Below are 20,745 nucleotides of genomic sequence, written 5' to 3' on the forward strand. Positions count from 1 at the left end.
CGCAGAAGAGGACCGTCAGAACGACGACCCCTATGCGGCTGAGAAGTATGTTTCTAATGCTGGACAAAGGCTCGCTCCCCGTCGACGCGCGATTGCGGCAGGATCAGTTTCTTCAGCAGTTCCGCGCTCTGCGCCCAGGTTGCCCACTGCATATGGCTGGGCGATACGCACTCGCCCATTTCGTATTTGCGGATCCAGTGCTCGATCGCATCAGCGAATTCCGTTGCCTTATGAGCGGAGAAATACGCCGCATGAGAACCGGCAACCTCCCGGAAAACGGGAATGTCACGAGCAAGAATAGGAATTCCATGCCGTGCTGCTTCGATCAGCGGTAGGCCAAATCCTTCTCCCTCCGATGCCGCGAGCAGACACCGTGAGCTTGCGTAAATTTTATCGAGAAATTCATCGCTTACGGACTTAAGCCACAGCAACCGTCTCCCCAATTCGGGATGCTTGTTGAGACGCTCAAGCGTAAAGGGAAGCTTGCCTGATTGGTGAGCGGGGATGCCCTTCCATCCTTCCGTTCCGACGATGACGAGCCGTGCCTGGCTTCCCTTCGCCCACAGTGTCTCGAATGCTTCGAGGGCTTGGAGATGCCCCTTCCGTGGCTCCACGGTGCCCACCATCAAGAAGCTGTGCGCCTCTTGGATCGTCGATAAGATCGTGTCTGCGTCATCGGGCAACCCGCGAGTTGGAGATGACGCCGCCATATCGGCACCGAGCTTCCAGCCAACGACCTCGATTCCCGCGGCATCGTGGTCGGCGAGCCATTGTCGGGTTTCCGCTGCGACCGAATTGGAAATGCAGATCAATCGATCGCCGGCATCTGCAATCGCCAAGCTCCATTCCTTATGCGCTGGGCTTGCCCAAGGAGGAAACCAATCGGGACGTAACACGGGAAGCATATCGTAGACGACGAACTGGATGCTCACGCCAGCTCGTTTCCAATCGTTGTAGACACCTTGGCGATGTGCATCCGAAACGGCCGCACAAAAATAATCGGCGACCAAGAGTATATCGCTTTTTTGCGGAATAACGACGTGGTCTTTGCTGTCCGGGCAGTGGATGCCAAGAGTGGAATTCGTGAAATTCCTTGCATATTCATATTGCCAGGCCCCAGTCCCGTTCTGCAACCAGACGGGCTCTACGCGATAGCCGATCGGAGGGTTCCGGATAAGTTCAAGCATCAAACCACGAACGACGCGCTGAATCCCCGTTCGAAGGTCATCGCGAGCGGTCGCCGATACGTCTATGAACAATCGATGCTGCGGAATGCGGCTTGGTATTCTGCCGAGTTCCTTCGTCAGCCTTCCGATCGCATCCGCCGGCTTAGCTCTCGATCGGTCATCAACTTTGAGCAGCTGAACTATCTTGGTTGAATTGTTTATCTCAGAACTCCCCTCATGACAAAGTTCTATTGCGTCGCGGTAACGACGTGATACAGTTTCAGCTGAATGATTTGCTTCAATATAGTGCTGTGCCTTCGCTCCAACGGCTTTGGCTTCCGCATATGAATTGCGAAGTTCAACGAATTTCTCTGCGAGTTCAATGGATTTCACGTCGTCTGGAAGTTTATAGACAACGCTGTCAGGCAGATCCGCCATGGATCCGTTCGCATTGACGATGGTTGGAAGACCGAATTGCAGACAATCCAAGGCTGCGGCAGACGTCTCCCCCCGAGAACTTCCGCGGAGTTGGACGCCAATGTCCGCTATAGTGAGGAATTTCTGGTAGTCGTCGGCACTGACATAGCCAGTTGCGCGGACGTTGCCCAAGGATGACGCAAGTCTCCGATTGATTTCAGTTCCGAACTCGTCATCTACGATGGAGCCTACAAAAATCAGATGACATGTTGGATCGCTTGAGAGGGAGCTTTCCTGCCACGCATCGAGAACGACATCGCATTTCTTGCTGGAATTCAGGTGACCAAAACTACAGACGATGAAGGCGTCTTCACCGAACCCCAAATCGACCTTGGCGTCTTTCCTCGAGAACAACGGCTCTGAGGCTCTTACCAAGGGTATGACATGCCAGTCCGACGTATCGAGAGCCGGATAGAAATCCGCCGCAAGCCGTCGCGCGAACTCGCTATGTACGATAACGCCTTGCGCTTGGGCTAAGACTGGGAAGTTGAGGGGATATTTTGGTATGATGTCGGGCAAAAGGGATGGAGCGCTGTTGTAGCGCGCGGCAACCTCGAACCCATGCGATTCGTACAATGTGCGAACAAGCAGGCTGGATTTTCCGCCGACATGCTCGGCATAGTTTATTAGGTCTCCGATGTAAAAATCATGCAGCGCCACAATACCCGGAATTTTTCGGAGTAAATCTAGCATATGATAATGGAATGGCGAGTTACCGAACTGATACACAATTCGATCATATCTAGAAAAATTCTCTTCAAACCATGAGGAACTACGGGAGCCGATATTCGAGTCGGTTGCAGATGCCGATGTTTCGTCCGTTGGAGAAACAAGATCTATCTCGTAGAACTTTGACAGTTCCGGCAAGAGCTGTGCGCTGTAATCGGCGATCCCGCTTCTGTCCGGAGGAAACGGCGAAACAAACGCAAGGCGCGGCTTGCCTGAAGAGGTGGACGGTTTGTGATGCGACAGGCGTGCCGCCACGATGGCAGCATGAGTCAACCGCTCCAATGCCAATTGCTCTTCGTCCGAACGGGGAACCACCGGCGGAGGAGCGCTGAGGATCGAGAAGACGCGGTTCTGCAGACGGGGCGACAGGGCGAGAGCTCTATGGGCAGCCGGTCGGATCCACGGATTCGACTGAACGATCTCTTGAACACGGAATACTCCCCGCCGCATCATGCGCCGAGGACGGGACCCGGGCTTCAGCTGAAGCCATGCCTTCGCCCCCCGAACGATCCAGAACCGGTCGTCGAAAGAAAGCCGCAGGAGTCGCGATAGCGGGGATGCGCGGTATCTTCGCCCTTGGATCTCACTGTGCAGGCTGGCAGCGAGACCGGAAATTTCGCGTAGGGTCGCGGTGACCTGCTCCTGCTGACCGACCACCATCTCAAGCGTCTTGGTCTGACGCTCCAACGTTTCGTCATGTCGACGTCGCAACGAAAGAAGCTCGGCGCGCATCTCCGTGAGCTCAAGCTGCTGCTGCCGGTGCAGGAACTCGAGTCCGGTCGACAGCTCCGCGACATCGGAAGAAAGCTTCTCCGAGACCCTGGCGGAGTGCAAGATCGCCGTGACGTCCACGGGGCCGGGTTCCCCGGCCTGCGCCGCGAAGGAGGCCACCGCTTCGACCAGCGGGTTCTCCTGATCGCCGCCATTGGTCGCGATCACCGCATAATCCGGCCCGTTTGCGAACATGGCCACCAGCGGAGAAGAGGGGAACGAACCGTCGGCTTCCCGCTGAAGACTGTTGAGGCGGACGATCGCCGGGGCCTTCAGTCCGGCAGTTTCCGCGAGAAATTGAAGAAGAGCCGGAGGCAGAGGCTTCTCATGGGTCGGATCCATATGGAACGACCAGGATGCGACGGTCAGATTTTCGGGATTAGGCGTTTCCAGGATGACGAGGCCGCCTGGGCTCAGCACGCGTTGGACCTCTCGAAGCAACGTCGTCAATGCGCTGTGCTTCAGATGTTCCACGACATGGAACGCGGTGATCAGGCTGAACGAGTCGTCGGCGCAACCGCGCAGATATTCGATTGCATCGGCGACGGAGACATCGATCCCCAAGGCTTGCGCGACCTCCGCCATCGAGGCGTTGCTGTCGACCCCCGAAGCCTGCCAGCCCTTTTCCCGCAACAGAGACAGCCACTCGCCGCGGCCGCAGCCGATATCCAGCGCCCGAAGTCCCGGACCGGCTCGAGGATCGACGACCTCCGTCAGCGGCAAGTAGACTGACATGCGGCGGCGGATGAGATCCTCCGCTCCGCGGAACCGATCCTCGAAAGCGCGATAGGAATGCATGGGGCCTCGATCGTTTGTCTGGCAGGGTATCGGCCGCAGCCTATCCCGCCTGCCCGCGCCAATGGTTCAGCGTATCTCGCAGCGTCGTCGCCAGATCAATCTCCAACTTCCAACCGAGACGCTGTCGCGCGCGCTCGGGGTTGCCGGATGCGATCGGAATGTCGTTGGGACGGTAGCGCGCGGGATCGATTTCGATTTCGATCGGCACGGACGCGAAATCCAGAAGCTGCCCGAGAATCCTGTCGATCCGAACCGGGCAACCGCTCGCGATGTTGAGGGCGCTACCGTCGGCCTCCACATCGTCGCCGGCGGCCGCGAGATAGGCACGGACGACGTCGCGGACATCGAGAAAGTCCCGTTCCGCCTCGAGATTGCCCACCTGGATCCGGGGCGGCTGAGCCCCTTTCTCGATGAGAGCGATCTGGCGCGCGAAGGAGCCGACGACATAGTCGGCGGCTTGGCCAGGACCGGTATGGTTGAAAGGCCGAAGACGAAGCGCCCGCAGGCCATTATGTGCCATCTCGCCGATCATGAGATCGGCCGCCGCCTTCGTCGCGCCATAGGTGTTCCGCGGGTCGAAAGGCGCGTCTTCCGAGAGAGGCGCGGGCAGGGTCGCGAAGCTTCCGCCATAGGCTTCCGAACTGCCGATATAAAGGAACCGCGCCTGCGGCGCCAATTCCCGCACAGCGGTGGCGAGATTGAGCGTTCCAAGGACATTGACGTCCCAGGCTTCGCGTGGATTTTCTCGCGCCTGCAGGGGCGCCGCGATCGCGGCGAGATGCACGACGACATCCGGACGCGCCGCCCTTATCGCCGCGGCGACGGCTTGAGGGTCGCGCAGATCACCGGAACCGCGCGAGAGGATCGGGAGAGCGACATCGCGGCCGCCCTCTTCGATCGCGCGGCTCAGCCAACTGCCGACGAAGCCGCCATAGCCGGTGATCGCGATCCGGCGCGGTTCAGTCGCCATGGTTCGTCCTCTGTGCCAGAGCGGTGCTCGGCCGTCCCCGCGATGCTGTCACGGATCGGGGCTTAGCGCTTCAACCGCTTCAGGTCGGCATCCACCATCTCGACGATCATCTCCTCCAGCGTGGTGGTGGCGCGCCATCCGAGCTTCTCCTGCGCTTTGGCCGGATTGCCGAGAAGCACGTCGACCTCGGCGGGGCGGAAGAGATCGGGATCGATCACGAGATGATCGTCCATCGAGACGCCGGCATGTTCGAAGGCGATGCGGCACATGTCGCGCACCGTCGTGGTCCGCCCGGTCGCGACCACGTAGTCGTCCGCCAGGTCCTGCTGCATCATCAGCCACATGGCTTCCACATAGTCGCGGGAATGACCCCAGTCACGCTTGGCGTCGATATTGCCGAGACGCAGCTCATTGCGCAGGCCGAGCTTGATGCGCGCGACGCCGTCCGTCACCTTGCGCGTGACGAATTCGATGCCGCGCAACGGCGACTCGTGATTGAAGAGAATGCCGCTGGAGGCGTGGATGCCGTAGCTCTCGCGGTAGTTGACGGTCAGCCAGTGGCCATAGAGCTTGGCGACGGCATAGGGCGAGCGCGGATAGAAGGGCGTGGTTTCCGACTGCATCTCCTCCTGGATGAGGCCGTACATCTCGGAGGAGGAAGCCTGATAGAACCGCGTGCCCGGGCATTCCAGGCGAATGGCCTCGAGGATGTTCGTCACGCCGAGAGCGGTCACCTCACCGGTCAGGATCGGCTGCTGCCACGAGGATTTGACGAAGGACTGGGCCGCAAGATTGTAGATCTCGTCGGGCTTCACGTCCCGTAGCGTGCGGATGAGGCCGGAAAGGTCGCGCAGATTGCCGTCGACGAAGCGGACATTCTCGGCGATGCCGAGCCAGCGCAGGCGAACGTCGTTGACGTCGGCCGTGCTGGAACGGCGCACGAGGCCATAGACCTCGTAGCCCTTGTTCAGCAACAGCTGCGACAGATACGCTCCGTCCTGGCCCGTCACTCCGGTGATCAGCGCGCGCTTGGTCATTCCGCTGGATTTCCCTTAATCAGGCCTATCAGGATGATCCCGGTCGTACCCGGCTTCTTCTGAGGGTTTCGGATGAGCCTCTAGAGAGTTGCCGCCGGGGGGGCAAGCTTCGACGTTCCGTCCGGCCTCCTCAGCTCTCTACGCCGGCCGCAATCGAACGCTATCCGACATCGTGCATCCTCTCCGCGATGCCTTCGGGATCGAATGATCACTCTCGAAGCGAGAACTGAACGACAACTACCAACAACGCATCCTTACGCATAAGCTCATTCGTCCTGCACCGGATAGTATATCTATAGTCATGGAAATAGCCTGAACCATATAGTGGCCGCCCCGAAAATACTGTTTGCGAATGAAGCAGCAACTAGCGTAGCTAGGAAAGGAGGTCGGATGGCGACAACCAAGAGAATTGCAATCAAGCATGCTGTAGAAGACGCTTTGACATATCCAACAGGGATCCACATCATAACGTCGCCGAAGCATAAATGAAGGGCGCAAGTCGCTATGCCGAAGCACACGAGACCTGAAATGGCCGCGTCCGTTCCGTTGCCTCGAGTCTTTATCGATTTTGATATCCAAACGAGCAAAGAAATCAACAAAATCGCATTTAAAGCAGAAAATAAGAATATGCCAATTGCCGAAAAGAATGGTGGAAACCAAGTTGAAGAGTTTCCATAAAATGAAACGATCTCATGCCCGATGCTTTGCCAGAAATATCGGGCGGAGCTGAGCATAGGGAAAGAAAATTGTGTCGTCGGAGTAAATTGGAAGGGAAACGCGCCTGTCCTGGCAAATATGTAGATCTGCCATGCAGCGACGACGATAATCGGCGGGGTATGCGCAAGCCCAGCACGCAATCCACGGAGCAAACGGTGGGATACGTCGCCGCCCTGCGCTATCTGATGGATACATCCGACGGTTCCGCAAGCCAACGGCAGGAGTATGAGGCTTTCGCGGCATAAGGCAGCCATCGCGCTTAGTACTAGGTAGAGCACAAAGCGGTTCGATAGAAGCGCTACGATGGCTAGAGCCAGAAATGCATCGCCGGCGCCGTCCGTAAAAGCAAAAATGAGTGTGAAAAGCGGAGCGCCGCCGATCGACCATGCCAAGGTGAGGAACGGACTTGCACCACGGACTTCAAAAAACCGAGCAAGGAAATAAACACCAGCAATAATTATCGCAAAGGATGCAATCAAAAAATGGATGGGAGAGACCCAGTTGCTTGCCGTAACCCAAGATAATATCCTGGCAACGAGACCAAGACCGATCCTTTGATATCGATAAGCAGGCATATCCAGGTGTTTTATCGTATCATCAGTAATAATAAGATCGTCCGCGATGTAAAAATAGAACGACCCATCCCACCCCACTCCGTCTTTGTCGAGAGTAATTTGAAATCCGTTCTTTATATGGTTGCTTGGCGCGCCCGTAGCGCCTCCCGGACGAACATACTGGCTCAGGTTGCCGTCGAGCGACCAAATCGCGCTTATTGAAATCAATGCGAGGTAGAACGCGGCAGTGATGAATGTGCAAGTTGCAGCTTGATGGCGCATTCTGTGTCGTCGAGGAAATCATGATGCTGGGTATCGGGGAATGTCCCTAGCTAAATATCTGCGGTTGTGAAATAGCTTAAAAAGCGCAGTGGCACTTTCTCCACTGAAACATGGGTTGCATAAATGCTTTGACGCCTGTCGCATCGGCGGCTGCGCAGATCGCGACCATCCGCAAGGCTGGTTGTAGGATCGCCTATGCGTCGTCGGAATGGGCCTCCTAATCGATGCCGGACGTTTCTAGTCCCAACGGATTCGATGGAGGATCGGTGGAGAAGAGGCGAGCATGGCTCGGCGAAAAATCCTGACAGGTGTCGCCCGACCTTTGTTGTATCGCCGCATCATCTCTGTCTTACGGCTGCTGCGCATCTTGTCCTGAAGGGTGATATTGCCTAACCCGTGCGCGCCAAGATCGTGGATCGCCACCCCGATCGGCGACGCCGGCGGCTCCGGCGCTGACTTGCAAGAGGCCCGCATGGTCGACATCCGCCGCTACGAGGGGTTCGCCGAGATCCCCATCGAGCATTATGACGGTCTGCTGATCGATCTCGACGACACGCTTTATTCCTACGAACGCTGCCACCAGATCGGGCTCGACGCCGCCTTCGAGGCATGCGGTATGGGATTGGACGCCTCCGCTTTCGCCAAGCGCTACCGTGCCGCCCGTGATGCCGTCACGGCGCGGCTGGAAGGCCAGGGCGCCTGCCGGTCCCGGCTCTTCGCGTTCCAGGCCATGGCGGAGGCGCATGGGCTGCGCCAGCCCTATGTCGCGGCGCTCGAGCTCGACCAAGCTTATTGGAACGCATTTCTCGCCGCCATGCGGCCCGATCCCGAGGCGCGCGAATTCCTGACCCGTTGCCGGCGCCAGGGCCTCAGCGTCGCCGTCGTGACGGACATGACGGCGGAGGTGCAGATCCGGAAGCTTCGACAGCTCGGCCTCGTCGATCTGGTCGAGCATCTGGTGACGTCGGAGGAAACCGGCCGCGAGAAGCCGCATCGCTCCATGTTCGAGACCGCGCTGCGCAAGCTGGACATCCGAGCGGAGCGCGCCGTGATGGTCGGCGACCAGCTCGTCAAGGACATCGAGGGAGCGGCCGCGCTCGGCATCCATGGCGCTCTCGTCGTGCTGAAGGACATAGCCGCTTGATCCGCCCGGCTCTCACCGGCGAGATCGGCCGGTTTCTGGTGGTCGGGGCTCTCTCGACCGTGATCAATTACGGCGTCTTCTATGCGCTCCTCCTCGTCGGCACCGATTATATCCTGGCGGCGGCGATCGGTTTCCTGACGGGCGTCGCGGCGGGCTACGGCCTCAACAAGCGCTGGACCTTCGGCGTATCGGCGCCGTCGAGCCTGAGACTCGTCGTCTCCTATTGGCTGGTCTACGGCATTTCCCTCGTCTGCGGCCTCCTGTTCATCCGCGGTCTCGTCGAGTTTCTAGGCATCGATCCGCGTCTCGCCAATCTCGCGGCGATCGTGCTAACCACCTGCACGAATTTCCTCGGCACGCGCTTTCTCGTGTTCCGTCGATGACCGGCACGCCGCGGCCGCTTCCGTTCCGCGAACGTGTCCTCGGCTGGACCGGGCAGATCGCCCGCTCGCCGCTTTTCTGGATCGTCCTCGCGCTGAAGCTGGTCGTGTCGGGCCTTGCCGGCTCGGATTATCTTACGCAGCTCTTCGTGCCCTTCATCGGCCGCTTCGTCGCGGAACCGCTTTCCAACCCCTACCAGACCTTCTGGTCGATGGGGCTGCATTCGAATTTTCCCTATCCGGCGCTGATGCTGTTCATCGAAGGGCTGCCGCATCTCGCGCTGCGTGTCGTGGGGCTTGGCGATCTCGGCCCGCGCGCCTTGCTGGTTCTCTATCGTCTGCCGCTCCTGGCGGCCGACATCGCCATCTTCCTCATCCTGTGCCGTTGGCTCAGAACCCACGTGGCGCTGCTGTTGCGCCTCTACTGGGCCTGCCCGCTTCTCTTCTACATCAGCTACGTCCACGGTCAGCTCGACGCCATTCCCGTCGCGCTGCTGATGGCCTGCATCTATTGCCTGATCTCGGGCCGGCACATGCTCGCTGCCGTTCTGCTCGGCTGCGCCCTGGCGACCAAGACGCATATCATCGTCTCCCTGCCGATCGCGCTCGTCTATCTGTGGCAGAATACGTCGCGCAAGAAGCTCGTGGCGAAGTTCCTGGTCCTGTCCCTCGCCGTCTTCCTCTTCTGGAACCTGCCTTACATAGCGAGCACCGGCTTCCTGAGGATGGTCTTCCTGAACCCGGAACAGGGGCGCGTCGGTTTGGCGCAGATCCCGGTCGCGGGCGGCAGCCTCGCCTTCTTCATCATTCCGGCCCTGATCGCCGGACTCATCGCCTATTCCCTCCATATCCATATCCACAATCGCGACCTGCTGCTGAGCTTCATCGGCTTCTGCTTCGGCTCCATCCTGCTCTTCGTGGCGCCGGCGCAGGGGTGGTATTTCTGGATCGTTCCCTTCTTCGCCTATTTCTTCGCGCGCCTGAGCCTGCCCTATCTCGCGCTCTTCATGCTGCTCCAGGCCGCCTATTTCCTCTTCTTCGCCCTCATCCCGGGATCCGACTATGTCACGGTCTGGCAGTTCGGGGGCGCCGGGCGACAGGGCACGCTCTTCGACCTCGTCGGCACGCTCGGCATCAATCCGCAGCTGCCGTTGAATATCGGCTTCACCGCCCTTCAGACGGTTCTGCTTCTCTGCTGCGCAGTGGTCTATCATCGCGGTATCCGCTTGGCGCAGCAGCATAAGCTGACTGCCCGCCCCTACATGATCGGCATCGCCGGGGACTCGGGCGCGGGCAAGTCGACCCTGTCCGACGGATTGCGCGCCCTGTTCGGTGCGCGCCATCTCGACGTCATCTGCGGCGACGACATGCACAAATGGCAGCGCGGCCACGATCGATGGGTGGAGTTCACTCATCTCGATCCGCGCGCCAACGAGCTGCACAACGAGTTGCACTATTTGCGCTCGATCCGGCAGAACCGGCTGATCTGGCGGCGGCATTACGATCACAATACCGGCCGCTTCACCGAGGACCACCCGATCAAGCCCCGCTCCGTCATGATCCTGGAGGGCTTGCACGCCTATTATCTGAAGCCGGCCCGCGAGCTCTACGACCTCAAGATCTTCGTGAAGCCGGATGCCGACGTGCTCCTGCACCGCAAGGTCGTGCGCGACATGCGCAAGCGCAACTACACGAAGGAGGCCGTCATCGCCGCCGTCGAGAAGCGGATGGCCGACTCGCGCAAGTATATCGTCACGCAGGAGCGCTTCGCCGACATCGTCGTCTCCTTCCTGTCGCGCGAGGCGATCTCGGCGGACGACATCGGACGCCCGGATCTCGCGATCGACGAACGGCTGCGGATCACGCTGTCGAACGCCTATTTCTTCGACACGCTCGTCGACGACCTGCACGAGGCGGTGCCGGGCAACCTCCATCACTATTACGACGACCACGACCTGCAGGTGCTCGAATTCGATCGACCGCTCGACATCGAGGACATCAGGGCCTTGGCGGAAAAGCACCTCGACGGCCTACAGGATTTCGGCGTCTACGACCCGCAATGGCGCCCGGGCTGGGAGGGTCTCCTGCAACTCGTTCTGGGATACTGCATATTCCATGGCTGGCACGACCGACATGCAGCTTGATCTTGAATCCCTCGCCGCCGTGTCCCGGCGGATTGGAGCTCGTACGGGCTATATCCAGGGCGGCGGAGGCAACACCTCGCTGAAGGACGATCGCGGCCGGATGGCGATCAAGGCCTCCGGCGTGACCCTCGCGACGATCGAAGCCGGGACGGGCTTCATCCCCCTCGACGCCGGTGCGCTGCGCGAAGGCCTGGTCGACTGCCATGACGAGACGGCCTATGGCGTGCTTCTGCGACGCTGCGTCCTGGATGCGGGCGAGACGCGCCGCCCCTCGATCGAGTCCGGCTTCCACGCTCTCATGGGCGCTTGCGTCATCCATACGCATTCGGTCTGGGCCAATCTTCTCACCTGCTCGCAGGAAGGCCGCGCGCGGGCCCGGGACATCCTTCCGGATGCCCTCTGGGTCGGCTATGCGACGCCCGGGATCGCGCTGACTCGTCTGGTCGCCGAGACGATGGGCGGGGCGCGCCCGCAGATCGTTCTGCTCGAAAACCACGGTCTGGTCGTGGCCGGGCCGGATCCGGAAGCGACGGCGACGCTCCACGAGGAGGTGAACCGGACGGTAATCGATGCCTTCGGCCGCGACCTGCCCTTTCCCTGGCCGGGCGACATTGCCGAGGAGGACGAGGACCTGCTGTTCCCGGACCAGGCCGTCTATACGTGCGATCCGGCGCTTCGGTCGTCCCAGGCGGGAATCGAGACGCGACAGGCGGTGAGCTTTCTGCTAGCGGCCATGGCGAGCCTGAAGCTGTCGCCGCATTTCCTCAGCGCGGCCGAGCGCAGCAAGCTCGTGAACCTCGAGTCGGAAAAATATCGCCAGAAGATGGTGCGTGCATGAGACCCCAGCTGGTCATTCCCATGTCGGGGCTCGGCTCGCGCTTCGCGCGCGTCGGCTTCGAGGATCCCAAGCCGCTGATCAAGGTCGACGGCCATCCCATGATCGAATGGGTACTGCGCATGTTTCCGGGCGAAGAAGAGCCGCTCTTCATCTGCCGGAACGAGCATCTCGCTGAGACGGCGATGCGCGAGGTGCTGACCACGCTGAAGCCGCGCGGCCGGATCGTCGGCATCGACGGCGCCAAGCTCGGACCGGTGGTCGCGGTGATGAGCGCGGCGGATGCGATCGACGACGATCGTCCGGTCATCGTCAACTACTGCGACTATTACATGCGTTGGGATTACGAGCGCTTTCTCGCCGAACTGGATATCGGCGTCTATGCCGGCGCCGTGCCCTGCTATACCGGCTTTCATCCGCATCTCTTGCCGGAGCGCAATCTCTATGCCTGCTGCCGGGTGGACGAGCGGGGCGATCTCGTGGAGATCCGCGAGAAGCATAGCTTCGAGGCGGACAAGACGCGCGCCCTCCATTCGCCGGGAGCCTATTTCTTCGACAGCGGCCGCCGCCTGAAGACCTATTGCAACCGGCTGATCGAGTCCGGCGACGCTCTCAACGGCGAATATTACGTCAGCATGGTCTATAACCATCTCGTCGCCGACGGGCTGCGCGTCCAGGTGCCGACGGGCATCGAGCACTTCTGCCAGTGGGGAACGCCCGAGGATCTCGCCGAATATCTCTATTGGACCGATCTGGTGAGACAGCGCCGCTCATGAATATCCTCATTCCGATGGCGGGGGCCGGATCGCGTTTCGTCGATGCCGGCTATGCCCTGCACAAGCCGGTGATCCCGGTCTCGAGCCGGCGGCAGCCCCGCCAGGTGCCAATGGTGGTCGCCGCTGTCGAGGACCTGCCGGTCGCCTTCGACGCGCCCGATACCGACCTCCATTTCGTCATCCGCGATTTCCATCGGGCCGACGGGGTGGACGAATTGCTGCGGGCCCGCTTCCCGCGCGCCAGCTTCACGGTCGTCGATCGGCTGACGGAGGGCCAGGCCAGCACCTGCCTTCTAGCGCGGGATGCGATCGATACGTCGGCTCCCCTCCTCATTGCCGCCTGCGACAACGGCATGGATGTCGATCCCGAAGCGTTCCGGCGGCTTTCCGCCGAGGCCGACGCGCTGATCTTCACCTTTCGCGGCAACGAGGCGGTTCTCGCGAAGCCCTCGGCCTATGGCTGGATCCGGACGGAGGGCGAGCGCGTCACCGACGTCTCGATCAAGGTCCCGATCAGCGACAACCCGATGCGCGACCACGCGGTCGTCGGCACGTTCTGGTTCCGGCACGGACATGATTTCGTCCGCGCGGCCGAGGAGATGATCGCGGCGAACGACAGGATCAACGACGAATTCTACGTCGACCAGATCTTCCGCTACATGGTCCGGCGCGGCCTCGACGTCCGGGTGGTCGAGATCTCCCGCTATGTCTGCTGGGGGACCCCGGCCGATTACGAGAGCTTCGAGAAGTCGCTCGCCTATTGGACGTCCTTCGTCGAGAAGGAGCCATGGCTTTGAGGCTGTCGCTGGTCATTCCCTGCTACAACGAGCAGGACAATATCCCTCTCATCGTCGCCCGCCTGCGCGAGATCCTGAACGGGCGCGACGACGTCGAAGTCCTTCTCGTCGACAACGGTTCGCGCGACGCGACCGGCGAACGCATCGCCCGGGAAACGGCGAACGATCCGGCGCTCCGCCTCGTGAGCGTTCCGGTCAACAAAGGCTATGGCCATGGCATCAAGGCCGGACTCGCCCAGGCTGCGGGCGATATCCTGGCCTGGACGCATGCCGACATGCAGACCGATCCGAAGGATGTCCTCGTTGCCTTCGACACATTCCGGGCGCAGCCGGACGAGAGGACCGTCGTGAAGGGACGACGGCAGAACCGGCGAGCCCTGGAAACCGCCTTCACCTTCGGCATGCAGCTCGTCGCGAGCGCGGCGCTCCGCGCCAGGCTCGAGGATGTCAACGCTCAGCCGAAGCTCTTCTCCCGCACCTTCTATCGGCGCCATCTGGCGGTGGGAGCGCCCGACGACTTCTCGCTCGACCTCTATCTGCTCTACTGGGCGCGCGCCGAGGGCTACCGCATTCTCGACGTGCCCGTCGTCTTCGCCAACCGCCTTCATGGCGAGGCGAAAGGGGGTGGTAGCTGGCGCACCCGCATCAAGCTGATCCGGCGCACCTATGCCTATATCTTCGAACTGCGTCGCTCGCTCGCAAAGCAGGCCCTGACGAAATGATCCTCATCCATCATCGTCGCAACAGCGTGGCCGAACTCGACGCAACCAGCGTCGAATGGGGCGTGGAGATCGATCTGCGCAACCATGGCGACGAGATCCTCGTCACCCACGACCCATTCGTCACCGAGGCGGTAAAGCTGGAAACCTGGCTCGACCACTATCGGCACCGCTTCCTGATCGCCAATGTGAAGGAAGAGGGAATGGAGCCCCGGCTTCTCCGCCTTCTCGCCGAACGCGACATCACCGACTTCTTCATTCTGGACGAGAGCTTCCCCTTCATCCGCAAACACGCCTTGGCGGGCATTCCGAATTTCGCGGTGCGCGTGTCGGAATACGAGAGCGCGGAAACGGCGCTGAACCTCGCCCGTCTCCTGCGCGAAGCGGAGCGCAGCGTCGACTGGATCTGGGCGGACAGCTTCACCGGCGCGCCCTTGCCGGAAAGCGACAACCGGGCCCTGAAGCAGGCGGACTATCGGATCTGCGTCGTGTCGCCCGAACTGCATCACGTGCCAGAGCCATCCTCCTGGCAATGGCGCATCGAAGCCTTCGTCGCCCAGCTCAAGGAGCAGGATCCGGCGGTCGGAAGACCGGACATGGTTTGCACGAAACTGCCCGAGCTCTGGGCGGAGGCGATGCGGGCGGGCTGAGCGTTGTCCGCGGCGAGCCGCCCTCGGCCTTTCCCGATCTCAAATCGCTCCACTACGAATGGCCGCCAGACGCGCGGCCGCCAGGCGACCGACATTTTCGGCACCATAATGCTCTTGCACGAAGTCGCGCCCGGCTTCTGCCCGCCGTTCCGCCTCCACCCGATCCTCGAAGACGCGCCGCATCGCGGCTGCGGCGTCGGCCTCGTCCGGCTCAGCCCAGACCTGGCCTTGCCAATGCACGTATTCGCCGTTCCGCAGCGGCCGCAGCTCATAGCGGACGGGGAAGCCGGTCGCCTCGCGAACGAAATCCGCATTGCCGGAATAGCCGGTTCCGATCACCGGCTTGCCCAGCATCATCGCCTCGGCCATTCCGAGACCGAAGCCTTCGGAGCGATGGAGGGAGACGTAGCAATTCGACGCTTCGATCAGGGACAGCATCTCGTCGCGCGAGATATTTCCGTCGACGATGCGGATGCGCGGGTCCTGACGCATCGCTCCGTGAAGCTCCCGCTTGATTTCGGGATAATGTGCGGCGGCACCCGTCGACTTGATGACGAGCCCGACCGGCGTTTCGGGATCGGGAAAAGCGCGGAGGAAGGCACGCAGCACGCCTTCCGGGTTCTTGCGCTGCGGGTAGGAATGGTAGTCGAACGAGAACAGGAAGTGGAAGCGCTCCGGCGGGTCGAGGAAGCGTCGAGGGTCGCTGCGTGTCCAGTCGGGTCGCTGGACGCAAGGGGGAATGATGGTGATCGTCCTGTCGAAGACGGCCCGAAAGCTCTCGGCCACGAACCGGTTCGGCGCCCAGATCTCGTCGATCGGCTCGAGCGCCGCGCGCCATTCCTCGGGAACGCGGCTGAGTTCCCAATAGGTTCGCAGGATGTTGTAGCTGCGGTCGAAGCGATCGGGCGACAGATGGGCGAATAAGGCGGGCAACTGATTGGCGGCCAGTTCGACGACATTGATCGCATAGGCGTTCGATCTGTCGTAGCGCTCCGGCATGTAGGGCGCGCCGCGGCGTCCCTCGACTCCGATACCGAAGGGATAGATGGCGAAAGGCTCGGACGTCGTCGCCAGGGCCTTGGCAAGATCACGCAGCGACTGGCCGAGGCCAAGATGCGCATCGATATAGCCGATGAGCAGCGTCGCCTCGGCGATTATCGGAGTCGGACGCCGGTAGCGTCGGCCGATCCGCCAAGCCGAGCGCCGCAGACCGCCGCCGAGCCGGTTGACGGCGCGGCGCGCCTTGAGGCGCGTCAGATGGGCGATCTCGCCGAGCATTCCCTGCAAGGCGGGCCTTGCGCCTTCTTCCGCCCAGATCGTGCGGGTTTGCCGCGTCAAGCGACGCAAAGCCTGAACGGCTCGCGTTCGGACGCGGATCGTACCGCGCGCGGCAACGGCCCCGCCCTCGTCCTGGTCGAGGGTACTGGGGTCGCATGGGGTCTTTCCAGACATGCCGGACCGAGGCTCGATATCGCGTATATCCAAGAAGGACGGAGCCTTTCCCCGCGCTGGCGTAACCATCATCTGCCGATCAAGCGAGCATACCCGTCACGCGGTTGATGCGACAGAACCGTATCCGCTTTCAGCGCTCAAGCGCCGGCATAGCGGCGCATCACCTCCGCGAAGGGTCCATCATCGATGATCTTGCCATGTTCGAGCCGGATGGCGCGCTCGCACAGGCCCGCCAGCAGACTTTCGCTATGCGATGCCAGGACGAGGATGCCCGCTTCATCGACGAAGGAGCGGATGCGCGCTTGCGCCTTTTCCAGGAAGGCCGCGTCGCCGGCGCCGATCCCCTCGTCGAGCAACAGGATCTCGGGCTTGATGCTCGTCGAGACCGCGAAGGAGAGCCGTGTCTGCATACCCATGGAATACGTGCGGATGGGCATGTCGAGAAACTGCCCGAGTTCGGTGAACTCGGCGATCTGATCGAGCCGGTCCTCGACATCCTGGCGCGACAAGCCGAGAAAGAGACCCCGCAGGCGGATATTGTCGTAGCCGGTCGCGTCCGGGTCCATCCCGAAGCCGATGTCGAAAAGCGGCGCGATCTTGCCTTCGATGCGCAGACGTCCGGACTGTGGCGGATAGATGCCCGCCAGCACGCGAAGCAGCGTCGTCTTGCCGGCGCCATTATGTCCGACCAGGGCGATCCTCTCGCCATGCCGAATAGTCAAGGTGATGTCGCGCAGCGCTTCGATGCGGGTCCGGTGCCGAGCATCGGAACCGATCATGCCCCCGGTCGCGCCGCTGAAGATCCGGTTCCGCAGCGACCGTGACGAGGCTCCGTAAATTGGGAATTCGACACTGACGTCGTTGAGTTGAATGGAATTCACGGAAGAATCAGATCCAATAGGGGATGCGCCAGCGGAACCGCGCATAAAACGCGAAGGCGACCGCGCAGTTGACGAGCGTGAAGAGCAGGGCGAAGGTCCAGGAATGCCCGCTGATCGAGCCTCCGAGAAGCGGAGCTCGGACGATTTCGATCAGGTGATAGAAGGGGTTCCATTCGGCGATGATCCGCCGCTCCTTCAGATGTTCGACTTGCCAGAGCACCGGCGTGACGAAGAACAACGTCTGGATCAGATTGGCCATTAGCGGCGGTATGTCGCGAAAGCGAGCGCTCAGCGTGCCGAAGAACAGGGCGAAGGCGACGCCGTTGACGATGACGATCAGCAGCCCCGGCACGGCCAGGAAGCCGTTCCATCCAGGATTGATCGCAAAATAAGCCAGCACCAGCGCGATGATGACGGCATTGTGCATGAAGATGACGACGAGGCGCCAAACCATCCGATAGACATGGATGCTCAACGGAGCGGGGATCTGCTTGATCGCCGCTTCGGCGCCGGTAAAGGCGCTGCAACCTTCGAGGATGAAGCCTGACAGAAGCATCCAGACGACGGTGCCGACGCAAAGATAGGGCAGATAATCGCCCATCGTCATGCCGAAGAGGGTGCCATAGGTGATGCCGAGGCCCACGACGAAGGCAGCGAGACTGAGCGTTACCCAGAATGGCCCGATGACCGATCTGCGGTATCTCTGCCGGACGTCGAGCCAACCCAGAGTCCCCCAGATATCGACGAGGGACAGGCCGCGCATCAGTTCGCCGAAAGTCGATCGGACGGGCGAACGCTGGTAATTTCGAGAGTCGTACTCGATAACGGAAGGCGTGGTCAGAGGATCGTCTCCGGGCGGCGTCGCTGGCTAGTAGCAGATGTCGGATGGGGGGCAAAATCGGTCGGGACCGGCGGCGAACCGCCGCGCTCGCTCAGTCGCGCGCCACCAGATTGCGGAGGCGCGAACGCAGCGCCCCGGGCATTCGGCTATAGGCCTTCAACAGGAAAGGCGCATGGCGCGCGACGAGGCGAGCGGCAGGTCGGATGCGGAACAAAGGGCCGACCTCGGCGCGGTCGACCTGCGACAGGGCGAACAGCTCCGAAGGGGATAGTCCGGGTCGCAGGGATGGCACGGACGCCGTAGACAGGATCTGATAGCCATCCTTCGCGGCCATCATGGAGAACAGCCGTTCGATGGCATGAGCGAGCGTCCCGTCGGTCTGTCCATTTTCCTCTTCGAACAGATCGAACAGCCTCGGATCGGCAAGCGAGGCGATCGCGTCACGGCGAAACCAGAACATGGAGCCCGCCGCGAAGGCTCCCCTCCCCCAGTCGGCCTGCGTCAGCGGCCGATTCAGCAGCGTCGCGACGCGCTCCATCCAGGCGCGGTTCCCTTCGATCCACTCCTCGGCTCCGAGGAGGCAGCCGCGCGGCGCCAGCTGGCCGATCGCCAGATGATCATCGAAGACGCGAGCTAGGGCTGCGGCGGCAGGTGCGGCGGGAAGAAGCGATGTCAGGATGCCGTCGCGCCAAGCCTTCCCATGCAGGCGATGGGTCGACCGCTTGGTATGGAGCTTGAGGCCGGTCGCGAAATCGTCCGCTTCGTCAAGCGCCATCAGGAAGGGACGGATGTCGCGCCCGCGGTTCTCGACCCGAATGACGGTGATGCCGCGAAGAAACGCCGTTTGGGGTTCCGCGAATTCGGTCACCGGAAGCGAGGAGGTGATCAAGAGGCGGAAAGGGATCTGCAGCCGCTCTTCCAAGAGGCGGGCCATGTCCTGCCACACGTCGAGATAATGGACGTGGACGAAAACAGCGACGGGACGATCCGATTGAAGAGGCATCAGGTCATGGCCTGTTTCGGGCTGTGCCGAGCAGATAGCCGCGATCCGCCGTCTTGCCCATCGTCCGCTCGGGGCCGGCGAGGCCGATTTCGGTAAATGGTCGGCAACGAGCGACCGGGCCTTCCGCATTTACGGCGCGACGCTTTTGCGCTTTTACGGCGATACGACCTTTGCAGCCGAGCGTCCATCCGATGAACGTCTACCAGTTCAAGCCGAAGCCGAAGCCGGCTCCCGCGCCGCGACACCGCCCTCCCCTTGGCCACCAGCCCTGGCTGCCAGCGGCCCTGGTTCTGGTCGCCGCGCTCCTTCTTTTTCTCCTCGGGCTTGGATCCAGCGGCGCGGCAGGTCTCGCCGCCTGCGGGATTGCGGTCCTTGGCGCCGCTCTTGCGGGCGGGCTGCCGAAGCGCCGGTGAGGAAGGTCGCATTCACGCTTCTACGATGATACGTTTTCACGTATTTACGGCGATACGCGTCGCCGGCGTTGCGGCGGGCGGGACAAGGTCCAGGCTATCCCGCCGGCGCATGGTGGAAGGCGTATCGCCGTAAAGCCGGCGCGTCGTCTTTGCGGCGATGCGGCTTTGCGGTTCCAACGATCGAAGGTCCCGTCCCATGATCATCGGGGTGCTCAACCAGAAGGGCGGCGTCGGCAAGACGACGCTCAGCCTCAATCTGGCCTCCGCCTATGCCGACGAGGGCCGTAAGGTGCTGCTCGTCGATGCCGATCCGCAAGGGTCGAGCCTGCGCTGGTCGAGCGCCCGGGCGGAGGGGCTCGCCCCCCTCTTCCCGGTCGTCGGCATGGCGAAGCCCTCGATCAGCCGCGAGCTTCCCGTCATGGCGAAGGATTATGACGTCGTCGTCGTCGACGGCGCGCCCCGCGTCAGCGAGCTCGGCCGCGCCGCGATCATGGCGAGCGACATGGTCTTGATGCCGGTCCAGCCCTCGCCCTTCGACATCTGGGCGACCGAGGACACGGTGCAGCTCATCCGCGAGGCGCAGCATTTCAAGCCGAGCCTCATCGCCGCCTTTGCGGTGAACCGTAAAATCGCAAATACGGCGATCGGCCGCGACGTGCTCGATGCCTTCGCTGAGGCGGATTTCCCGGTCCTCAAGGCGCAGGTCACGCAGCGCGTCCTCTATGCGGAAAGCGCCATGCAGGGTCTCAGCGTCGTCGAGGTGGCGCGCTATGGCGATGCGGCGCGCGAGATCCGCAAGCTCGCGGCCGAGATCCGCCGCTTCGCCGGGGAAGAAAGGAAAGCGGCATGAGCAAGAAGCTCGCCTTCAACAATGTCCGCCTGAAGGCCGACCCCGCCGAGGCCTGGATCGCGCAAGGGGCGGAGCGGGAGGGCCGGGCCCCGGCAAGCACTGTCGCCCCGCCGGAAGAGACCAGACCGCGCCGCATGGTGCGCTTCACCATCGATGTCGACGGCGAACTCCATACCCGCATCAAGGTCGCGGCCGCCCAGCGCGGCGAGCGCATGGCGGATATGCTGCGTGCCATCTTCGAGCGCGAGTTCCCCGGCATCTGAAGCTTCTGCAGCGTGGAAGCGTGGAAGCGTGGAAGCGTGGAAGCGTGGAAGCGTGGAAGCGTGGAAGCGTGGAAGCGTGGAAGCGTGGAAGCGTGG

The 20,745-nt window shown here is 61.7% G+C and carries 18 protein-coding genes and 1 pseudogene; 11 read left to right on the forward strand and 8 right to left on the reverse strand.

Annotated features, from left to right (window positions below):
• Positions 1–53: 53 nt before the first annotated feature.
• The 4 genes from IEY14_RS24865 to IEY14_RS24880 all read right to left on the reverse strand — a co-directional run bounded on the left by IEY14_RS24865 (position 54) and on the right by IEY14_RS24880 (position 7,501).
• Positions 54–3,878 carry a glycosyltransferase gene (locus IEY14_RS24865; RefSeq protein WP_210318580.1) on the reverse strand — a complete coding sequence of 1,275 codons (3,825 nt, stop codon included), beginning with the start codon at positions 3,876–3,878 and terminating at the stop codon, positions 54–56.
• Positions 3,879–3,981: 103 nt separating this feature from the next.
• Positions 3,982–4,911, reverse strand: coding sequence for a GDP-mannose 4,6-dehydratase (locus IEY14_RS24870; protein WP_188913422.1), 930 nt, complete (start codon positions 4,909–4,911; stop codon positions 3,982–3,984).
• Positions 4,912–4,973: 62 nt separating this feature from the next.
• Positions 4,974–5,948, reverse strand: a complete 975-nt coding sequence (locus IEY14_RS24875) for a GDP-mannose 4,6-dehydratase (RefSeq protein WP_188913424.1) — start codon at positions 5,946–5,948, stop codon at positions 4,974–4,976.
• Positions 5,949–6,247: 299 nt separating this feature from the next.
• Positions 6,248–7,501, reverse strand: a complete 1,254-nt coding sequence (locus IEY14_RS24880) for a hypothetical protein (RefSeq protein ID WP_188913426.1) — start codon at positions 7,499–7,501, stop codon at positions 6,248–6,250.
• Between the two features lie 472 nt (positions 7,502–7,973).
• Here IEY14_RS24880 and IEY14_RS24885 point away from each other — a divergent pair, with 472 nt between their 5' ends.
• From IEY14_RS24885 to IEY14_RS24920, 8 genes are read left to right on the forward strand one after another with little or no spacing between them, the layout of a single operon-like run.
• Positions 7,974–8,645: an HAD family hydrolase gene (locus tag IEY14_RS24885; protein ID WP_188913428.1), complete on the forward strand. Its 672-nt coding sequence runs from the start codon at positions 7,974–7,976 to the stop codon at positions 8,643–8,645.
• Entirely contained in the window at positions 8,642–9,028 is a 387-nt protein-coding gene (locus IEY14_RS24890; protein ID WP_188913430.1) for a GtrA family protein, read from the forward strand. The genes IEY14_RS24885 and IEY14_RS24890 overlap by 4 nt, the downstream gene beginning before the upstream one ends.
• Positions 9,025–11,169, forward strand: a complete 2,145-nt coding sequence (locus IEY14_RS24895) for a hypothetical protein (RefSeq protein ID WP_188913432.1) — start codon at positions 9,025–9,027, stop codon at positions 11,167–11,169. Before IEY14_RS24890 ends, IEY14_RS24895 begins: the two co-directional genes overlap by 4 nt.
• The gene (locus tag IEY14_RS24900; RefSeq protein ID WP_188913434.1) at positions 11,159–12,007 is read left to right on the forward strand and encodes a class II aldolase/adducin family protein; all 849 of its coding nucleotides are present in this window, start codon (positions 11,159–11,161) and stop codon (positions 12,005–12,007) included. Before IEY14_RS24895 ends, IEY14_RS24900 begins: the two co-directional genes overlap by 11 nt.
• Complete coding sequence (locus tag IEY14_RS24905; RefSeq protein ID WP_188913436.1) at positions 12,004–12,780, forward strand: glycosyltransferase family 2 protein; 777 nt, start codon at positions 12,004–12,006, stop codon at positions 12,778–12,780. Before IEY14_RS24900 ends, IEY14_RS24905 begins: the two co-directional genes overlap by 4 nt.
• The gene (locus IEY14_RS24910) at positions 12,777–13,577 is read left to right on the forward strand and encodes a glycosyltransferase family protein (RefSeq protein WP_188913437.1); all 801 of its coding nucleotides are present in this window, start codon (positions 12,777–12,779) and stop codon (positions 13,575–13,577) included. The genes IEY14_RS24905 and IEY14_RS24910 overlap by 4 nt, the downstream gene beginning before the upstream one ends.
• The gene (locus IEY14_RS24915; RefSeq protein ID WP_188913439.1) at positions 13,568–14,299 is read left to right on the forward strand and encodes a glycosyltransferase family 2 protein; all 732 of its coding nucleotides are present in this window, start codon (positions 13,568–13,570) and stop codon (positions 14,297–14,299) included. Before IEY14_RS24910 ends, IEY14_RS24915 begins: the two co-directional genes overlap by 10 nt.
• Complete coding sequence (locus IEY14_RS24920; RefSeq protein WP_188913441.1) at positions 14,296–14,946, forward strand: PI-PLC domain-containing protein; 651 nt, start codon at positions 14,296–14,298, stop codon at positions 14,944–14,946. Before IEY14_RS24915 ends, IEY14_RS24920 begins: the two co-directional genes overlap by 4 nt.
• A 39-nt stretch (positions 14,947–14,985) precedes the next feature.
• On the opposite strand, the gene IEY14_RS25780 is transcribed toward IEY14_RS24920, so the two are convergent.
• The 4 genes and pseudogenes from IEY14_RS25780 to IEY14_RS24945 all read right to left on the reverse strand — a co-directional run bounded on the left by IEY14_RS25780 (position 14,986) and on the right by IEY14_RS24945 (position 19,123).
• Positions 14,986–16,470, reverse strand: coding sequence for a glycosyltransferase family 4 protein (locus IEY14_RS25780; protein WP_210318581.1), 1,485 nt, complete (start codon positions 16,468–16,470; stop codon positions 14,986–14,988).
• Positions 16,471–16,535: 65 nt separating this feature from the next.
• Positions 16,536–17,123 (reverse strand): annotated as a pseudogene (locus IEY14_RS24935) (ABC transporter ATP-binding protein); the annotation flags it as partial.
• 163 nt (positions 17,124–17,286) lie between these two features.
• The gene (locus IEY14_RS24940) at positions 17,287–18,042 is read right to left on the reverse strand and encodes an ABC transporter permease (protein ID WP_188913447.1); all 756 of its coding nucleotides are present in this window, start codon (positions 18,040–18,042) and stop codon (positions 17,287–17,289) included.
• 169 nt (positions 18,043–18,211) lie between these two features.
• On the reverse strand, positions 18,212–19,123 hold the full coding sequence (locus tag IEY14_RS24945; protein ID WP_188913448.1) for a rhamnan synthesis F family protein: 912 nt from the start codon (positions 19,121–19,123) through the stop codon (positions 18,212–18,214).
• Positions 19,124–19,314: 191 nt separating this feature from the next.
• On the opposite strand from IEY14_RS24945, the gene IEY14_RS24950 reads away from it, so the two are divergent.
• The 3 genes from IEY14_RS24950 to IEY14_RS24960 all read left to right on the forward strand — a co-directional run bounded on the left by IEY14_RS24950 (position 19,315) and on the right by IEY14_RS24960 (position 20,649).
• Entirely contained in the window at positions 19,315–19,536 is a 222-nt protein-coding gene (locus IEY14_RS24950; RefSeq protein ID WP_188913451.1) for a hypothetical protein, read from the forward strand.
• 196 nt (positions 19,537–19,732) lie between these two features.
• Positions 19,733–20,386 carry a ParA family partition ATPase gene (gene parA / locus IEY14_RS24955; protein ID WP_188913453.1) on the forward strand — a complete coding sequence of 218 codons (654 nt, stop codon included), beginning with the start codon at positions 19,733–19,735 and terminating at the stop codon, positions 20,384–20,386.
• On the forward strand, positions 20,383–20,649 hold the full coding sequence (locus IEY14_RS24960) for a hypothetical protein (RefSeq protein ID WP_188913455.1): 267 nt from the start codon (positions 20,383–20,385) through the stop codon (positions 20,647–20,649). The genes parA and IEY14_RS24960 overlap by 4 nt, the downstream gene beginning before the upstream one ends.
• Positions 20,650–20,745 lie beyond the last annotated feature (96 nt).

Origin of the sequence: Aureimonas endophytica, assembly GCF_014642635.1 — a bacterium.
In the GTDB taxonomy this organism is placed as follows: Bacteria; Pseudomonadota; Alphaproteobacteria; order Rhizobiales; family Rhizobiaceae; genus Plantimonas; species Plantimonas endophytica.